This window comes from Pedobacter sp. HMWF019 (assembly GCF_003061025.1).
In the GTDB taxonomy this organism is placed as follows: Bacteria; Bacteroidota; Bacteroidia; order Sphingobacteriales; family Sphingobacteriaceae; genus Pedobacter.
Genome location: NZ_QAIL01000101.1, coordinates 1 through 6,915, shown reverse-complemented (window position 1 = coordinate 6,915; position 6,915 = coordinate 1). Strand labels below are relative to the sequence as shown.

Sequence of the window (6,915 nt, the reverse complement as noted above, 5' to 3'; positions counted from 1 at the left end):
GTTCGATGAAATGTTTAATATGTTTCAACTATTTTTATTGTGAACATGTTTATTACCATTTTAATTAGGTATTTCCCGAGAGTTGGTACATTATTTGGTATCCAAATTGAAAATTAATTAATTCTTTTCCATAAAATGAAATGAGGAAAATTGAAATCACTGCCAGGATAAAATGACGAAAAAAACAAATTACGACTCAGACTTTTGTGGAAGTTTACCACTAAATCACATCAATTCAATACAAAGCTATGGTTATCTTGTTGTTTTGGAAAGTGTTGATTTACAGGTGATACAGGTTAGTGAGAATATTGATGAGATTACGGGCACAGTTGTACAGGATTTTGTGAACACACCAATTTCCAGATATCTGGAAGAGGAGAGTGTATCAGGGTTAAAAAGAGTCTTAAATAGTGGCGTTAGAAATAGAATACCATTAAATATTTCTTTTAAACCCGCTTTTACAGGGCTGGTAGCACATGCCTTGGTACATATCAAACCAGAATATCTGATTTTAGAGTTTGAACCTATTGATCCGAATGCTGAGCGGGGATTTACAGATGTTTTTCAGGATATAAAATACATTATGTCGGCCATTGATGAGGCCGAATCTGTTCAGGAGGTTGCGGAAATTGCTATTCATGAAATGCGCAGAATATCTGCTTTTGATGGAGTTTTGATGTACAGATTTGACAAAGACTGGAATGGAACGGTTATAGCTGAAGAGAAAAACGACCATCTTGAACCTTATATCGGGCAAACTTTTCCGGCTTCGGATATTCCAAAACAAGCACGCCAGCTCTATTTGAAGAACCCTTATAGGTTAATCCCAAACAGGGAGTTTAAACCTGTGCGCCTATATCCTGTTATTAACCCTGTTACACATGCTTTTATCGACCTTTCAGATTGTAATCTGAGAAGTGTGGCCGGAGTCCATCTGGAGTATATGAAGAATATGAATATAAAATCATCCATGTCGGTAAGGGTGATTTATAATGAAAACCTTTGGGGCTTGATCTCTTGTCATCATATAGAAGAGAAACATCTTAATTTTCAGCTGTGTTCTATTTTTGAATGGCTATCTACAGTGATTTCCAGCAGAATTTCTTTACTCATAGACCGTGAAAAATTTGAGATGGGCCGGACCTTCCAGGAGAAGAGAACTGTCCTTACAGATCTGATCTATTCTAAAGACGACATTTCGGGTTTACTAATGGAAGATGGACCAGATAAGCTCCTTGATCTATTTTCTGCCTCTGGTGTAGTTGTTTCTTTAGACCATAAATTAGAGAGTTCCGGAGTTGTACCGGGTAAAAATGACCTGGATAATCTTTTGCTTTGGCTGGAAGGCAAAAATGTTGACAAAGTTTTTTCTACCAACCACATTATCGACCTTTATGAAGATGCTGCTGATTTTGCTGAAGTTGGCAGCGGATTGCTTGTCATACCGATTCATATCGAAAGAGGAGAGTTTTTAATTTTTTTCCGGCCGGAAGTGATTGAAGACATTCACTGGGGAGGAAATCCTAATGAGGCGATTAATTTCGAAAAGGATGGAAAAAACTATCATCCGCGTCATTCTTTTAAAATGTGGAAGCAAACAGTAAGGAAGCATAGTTTAGCCTGGGGAGACCAGGAACTAGAGGTCGCAGAGTCGCTGCGGAGTTTTCTTTTCGAATTCAGAACCAAACAATTGTATAATTAATGAGTAAACGAGGGGTTTATATCGTAGCTATAGGGGCTTCTGCGGGTGGTTTGGAAGCTATTCATGAGTTTTTTGACCATATGCCACAAAGCTCAAGCTTTTCTTTTATAGTGATACAACATTTATCTTCGGATTATAAGAGCTTACTGGTAGAACTTGTTGCGAAGCATACTCATATGAAGGTGTTTGAAGCAGGGCACAATATGACTATACAGCAAGACTGTGTCTATATCATTCCTAACAATAAATTGATGACGGTAAGCCAGGGACGTCTGAAACTTGCAGAGAAGTCTTTGGTCAAAGCACCTAATACAGCGATTGATACATTCCTGCATACACTGGCAGAAGATAAGAAGGAACTGGCCATTGCTGTGCTTCTATCTGGAACAGGTACAGACGGTACAAAAGGTATTCAGACAATTAAAGAAAAGGGAGGGATGGTTATTGTACAGGATCCTTCCACAGCAAAATTTGATGGCATGCCTAATAGTGCCATTGCCTCGGGAAATGCAGATTATGTTCTTTCCCCTAAGGACATGCCAAAGGAGCTTTTCAATTATGCAAATGAACTCCCGGTCAGAATTTTGGAAAATGGCTATATTGATGGAGATTTACTGGATCAGATCTTTGTTTTAGTTTATGAACAAAGCGGTAATGATTTTAGCTTTTATAAAACACCAACCATCGTGAGGCGTATTGCCCGAAGGATGACGGAAAATGGCATACATGCATTGAGTGATTATGTTGGTTTCTTAAAGAAGAACGCAGCGGAAACCGAAATACTTGGAAAAGATTTTTTGATTGGGGTAACAAAATTTTTCAGAGATCCACAGGCCTTTGATATACTGGAAAGCAAAGTGCTGCCTGATATCGTTTCAGGTAAATCCGAAAATGAAATTATAAAAGTCTGGATTTGTGCCTGCAGTACTGGTCAGGAAGCCTATTCTGTCGCAATTCTCCTTAACGAGTGCATAAGAAAATCAGGAAAAATACTCGAAGTTAAAATTTTTGCAACTGACATTGATGAGAAAAGCATTGAGATCGCAGCCAGAAACCAGTACCCAAATTATCTGAAAAAAGAAATCAAGCCGGGTCTCTTTAAAAAATATTTTACGCAGGAGGAGAACTTTTTTAGTGTAAATCCTGAAATCAGAAAACAAATCGTATTCGCCCGTCATGATGTGATCAAGTCTCCGCCATTCATTAAAAACGATTTGGTCAACTGCAGGAACATGCTGATCTACATGAATAATGTTTTGCAGGAAAAAGTGCTCTCCACCTTTCACTTTTCATTGAATAAGAAAGGATATTTGTTTTTGGGTTCAAGTGAGACCGCAGGCGTATTAAAAGAAGGCATCAATGAAATCTCTGGTAAATGGAAGCTATATCAAAAATCTGGCCCCATTCACTACTCAAATTTCAATACTTATAGTACAGGAGGTCAGTTTCTCCCGGTAAAAGACAAGAGAGCAGGGCAGCAGAAAGAGCCGGTGCAGAGTACCGGGGAAGTCCGGCTTCATAAATTTATTGCAGAAGAGCTCGGATTTGCAGGTGTTTTTATAGACAAAGGTTACTTAATTAAGGAAGCCGTAGGTAATTACAAGAAGTTTCTTTCCCTTCCTGATCAAAAGATGGAACTTAATGTCCTCAAAATGGTTTCCAGGGAAATTGCTATTGTGCTGAACAATGCACTGCGCCGATGCTGGAAGGAGTATGTTACCGTACACCTGACCAAAATCAGGATGAAGCGGGAAGAAGAAGATATATACCTCAATATTTCTATACAGCCTCCTGCACGAGACACGGGTTTGACCATGATTGTTTTTAGAGAAAGTGTCGCAGAGATTATTCCTGGTAAAGAAGAACTGGCATTGCATTCTCTTTCTGCAGATCAGCATAGTGAATATATCTATGAACTGGAGGCAGAGTTGAACGAAACCAGGAACAATTTGCAAGTGGCAGTAGAACAGATGGAAACCACGAATGAGGAATTACAGTCCACAAATGAAGAATTACTCTCTGCAAATGAAGAACTCCAGTCTGGTAATGAAGAGTTGCAGTCTCTGAATGAAGAATTACATACTTTAAACACAGAACATCAGTTGAGAATTAAGGAACTGGTGGAGTTGAACGATGATCTTGATAATTATTTCAGATGTACAGACATAGGTCAGGTTTTTCTGGATAATGGACTTTACATTCGTAAGTTCAACCCGGCGGCAGTGAGTATGGTCAATCTGATTGATGCAGATATTGGTCGTTCTATCGAACATATTTCTAATAATGTCCAATCCGAAAATTTTATTGGTGAGATCAGAAAGGTCTTATTGACCGGACATAGCTTGGAAAAGGAAGTTGCTTTAAAAAATGGAACCAGAAGTTTAATGCGGATCTTACCTTATGTTCGACAGGATAAGAAAAATGACGGGGTGGTGGTCACCTTTGTGGATATTTCGCAAATTACGGCCTTAAATAACCTGATTAACGGGGTTTTTAATGCCAGCCTAAATGCCATATTTGTTTTTACAGCGATTCGTAACCAGGATCATTTTATTACAGACTTCAAGTGTGTTTCATTTAATAATGCTGCGTTAAGCTTCTTTGATAAGAGTATGGAAGATTTTAAGGAGGCTTTGCTTGTTAAACAAATACCTGAATTATCGGAAGGAAATTTATTTGGTAAATACATTCATGTAGTTGAAAAAGGAGGTGTGCTGCAAACGGAGTTTCAGAGTTCGGCACTCAGATGGTTTCATCTCGTTGCTGTAAAGATGTCGGATGGTTTTGTGGCTACGCTCACCGATATTACAGATCAGAAAGCTGCTGATCAGAAGATAAAGAAAAATTACAACGAACTGATCAGTGTTAGGGAAAATCTTAAAAAATTGAATACAGAGCTGGAATTGAAGGTTAAGGAGCGGACAATGGAGCTATCTGAAAGCGAAGAAAGGTTTAAACAGGTGTCAAGGGCAACCAATGATACCATTTGGGACTGGACACTTGCTGATAACACAATATGGAGGAGCGATAACTTTACTTCGATGTTTGGCTATGAACAAAAAGAAGAGAACGGTAACATTGTTTTTTGGTTTGATAAAATTCATCCTGAAGATAGGAAAAGGGTACAAGATAGCGTATATGATGCCATCAATAGAGGAGAGCCTCAGTGGTCTGCAGAATACAGGGTGAAAAAGACAAATGGGCATTATGCTGTTATTCTGGACAGGGGGACAATCATGAAGGACGACTTTCAAACGCCCTATCGCATGGTAGGTTCGATGGTTGATATTACTACCCTGATTGAAACGGAAAATAAGTTGACATCAAGCGAACGCAAGTTTAGAAAGATTTTTGATTCCAATGTAATTGGCATGTTATTTTGCGATATAGACACTGGCAACATTGAAGATGCTAATGATGCTTTTATTAAGATGATCGGCTACAGCCGTGAAGACCTGGATAAAGGTCTGAACTGGAGTAAAATCACCCCTGAAGAATATATGCCTGTTACCCAGGTCGCCTTGCAACAAATAAAAAAATTAGGGGTATGTCCTCCTTTTGAAAAACAGTACCTTCATAAAGACGGTCATCGCATTTCTGTGATGATTGGATCGGCACTACTCGAGGAAGGGAATGATCGGGAAGCGGTAACTTACATCATCGATATCAGTAAACAAAAGCAGGTTGAAGATAAGAAGAATGAACTTCAGAAACTGATAAAAAAACAGCAGGACGAATTTTACCGGATATTTAAAAAGGCGCCAGCACTCATTACGATCCGCAGAGGACCAGAGCTGGTTTATGAATTTGTAAATGATGCTTTTCTTGAATTTAATGGCGATAAAGGATATATTGGCCATCGTTATCTGGACATTCATCCTGAACTTCATGGAACTGAGCTTTTGGAAATTCAGAAACGTATTTTAAAAACAGGAGAAGTTTATGAAGCAAAGGCATTCCATGTAAAATTATTTAACCCAGTTAACCAGGAGCTGATGGACTACTGGTTTGATTTTATATTTACGCCGGTGTATACTGATCGGGGTGAGGTAGATGGAATTGCTTTTTTTGGTTTTGAAGTGACGGATTTGTTGAAAGCCCAGAAATCAACCAAAGAACTCATGCAGAGAAAAGATGAATTCATGAGTATTGCGAGCCATGAACTCAAAACACCGATCACCAGTATTAAAGGTTTTCTCCAGCTAACCCTAAGGCTTGCGAAAAATAGCCATGTGGAGCAGCAGATGTTAACCTATATTTATAAAGCCAACAGACAGTTAGATAACCTGACCGCTTTAGTGAATGATCTTTTGGATGTCACAAGGATCCAGGCTGGTAAAATGCAGTTTAATTATAGTCGTTTTAATATCAAAGATCTGATTCTGGAATGTACAGAGGATATACAGAATACCGAAGATTATGTTATTGAAATTGAGCATCTGGATGACTTAGAGATTTATGCTGACGAGCAGAGGATACAGCAGGTCTTGAATAATTTCTTGTCCAATGCCATCAAATACTCCCCGCAAAGTAAAAGAGCGGTGATTTATACAGAGGTCATTGAAAGGTATTTAAAGATAACGGTAAAAGATTTTGGTATTGGAATCCCATCAGACAAAGCAGAACTCGTATTTGACCGGTTTTTCCGTGTCAATGATGATAGCTTTCAATTTTCCGGTCTGGGTTTGGGTTTGTACATTTCCTCCGATATTGTACGCAGGCACAACGGATCTATTGGTGTGAACAGCGAAGAAAATAAAGGATCGGAATTTTGGTTTAAAATTCCAATAGATGGAATTTAACTTTCATCATCAGCATTAAAATGCCCATAGAAGCATTTTAATGCTGATGATGAACAAGAGGGGGGGATGATTGTTTAGATCTTTTTCAGCTTTTCATAAAGATCAATGATCTTAGCCTGCAGCTGGATATATTCTTCTTCACGTTTGGCCAGCTTAGCTTTAAGCTCGGTAATCATACCTTGTTCCTGGGATTTGGATCCGGCCTGTTCATCGATTAGAATATCCACGACTGAAACATTGAAAAATGCGGCTATCTGATGAAGGCGATCAATGTTAATGTCTGTTATGCCGGTTTCTATTTTAGAATATGCCGGAATTGAAATTTCAAGCCCCTTTGCGACTTTCTCCTGCGACCAGTTTTGTTTCTTACGCAAGCTTCTAATATTTTGTCCTATGTGATTTGTCATTAGT

General features: G+C 38.7%; 3 protein-coding genes. 2 read left to right on the top strand and 1 reads right to left on the bottom strand.

Annotation, left to right across the window (positions count from 1 at the left end):
- The first annotated feature begins 172 nt into the window (after window positions 1–172).
- Window positions 173–1,702: a GAF domain-containing protein gene (locus DBR11_RS06510; RefSeq protein ID WP_108550797.1), complete on the top strand. Its 1,530-nt coding sequence runs from the start codon at window positions 173–175 to the stop codon at window positions 1,700–1,702.
- Entirely contained in the window at window positions 1,702–6,504 is a 4,803-nt protein-coding gene (locus tag DBR11_RS06505) for a chemotaxis protein CheB (RefSeq protein WP_108550796.1), read from the top strand. The genes DBR11_RS06510 and DBR11_RS06505 overlap by 1 nt, the downstream gene beginning before the upstream one ends.
- 74 nt (window positions 6,505–6,578) lie before the next feature.
- Here DBR11_RS06505 and DBR11_RS06500 read toward each other — a convergent pair whose 3' ends face one another.
- Window positions 6,579–6,911 carry a helix-turn-helix domain-containing protein gene (locus tag DBR11_RS06500; RefSeq protein WP_108550798.1) on the bottom strand — a complete coding sequence of 111 codons (333 nt, stop codon included), beginning with the start codon at window positions 6,909–6,911 and terminating at the stop codon, window positions 6,579–6,581.
- Window positions 6,912–6,915: the final 4 nt, after the last annotated feature.

Coding starts and splice junctions, on each gene's coding strand:
- DBR11_RS06510 (WP_108550797.1), top strand. CDS start 173: ATGACGAAAAAAACAAATTACGACTCAGACTTTTGTGGAAGTTTACCA.
- DBR11_RS06505 (WP_108550796.1), top strand. CDS start 1,702: ATGAGTAAACGAGGGGTTTATATCGTAGCTATAGGGGCTTCTGCGGGT.
- DBR11_RS06500 (WP_108550798.1), bottom strand. CDS start 6,911: ATGACAAATCACATAGGACAAAATATTAGAAGCTTGCGTAAGAAACAA.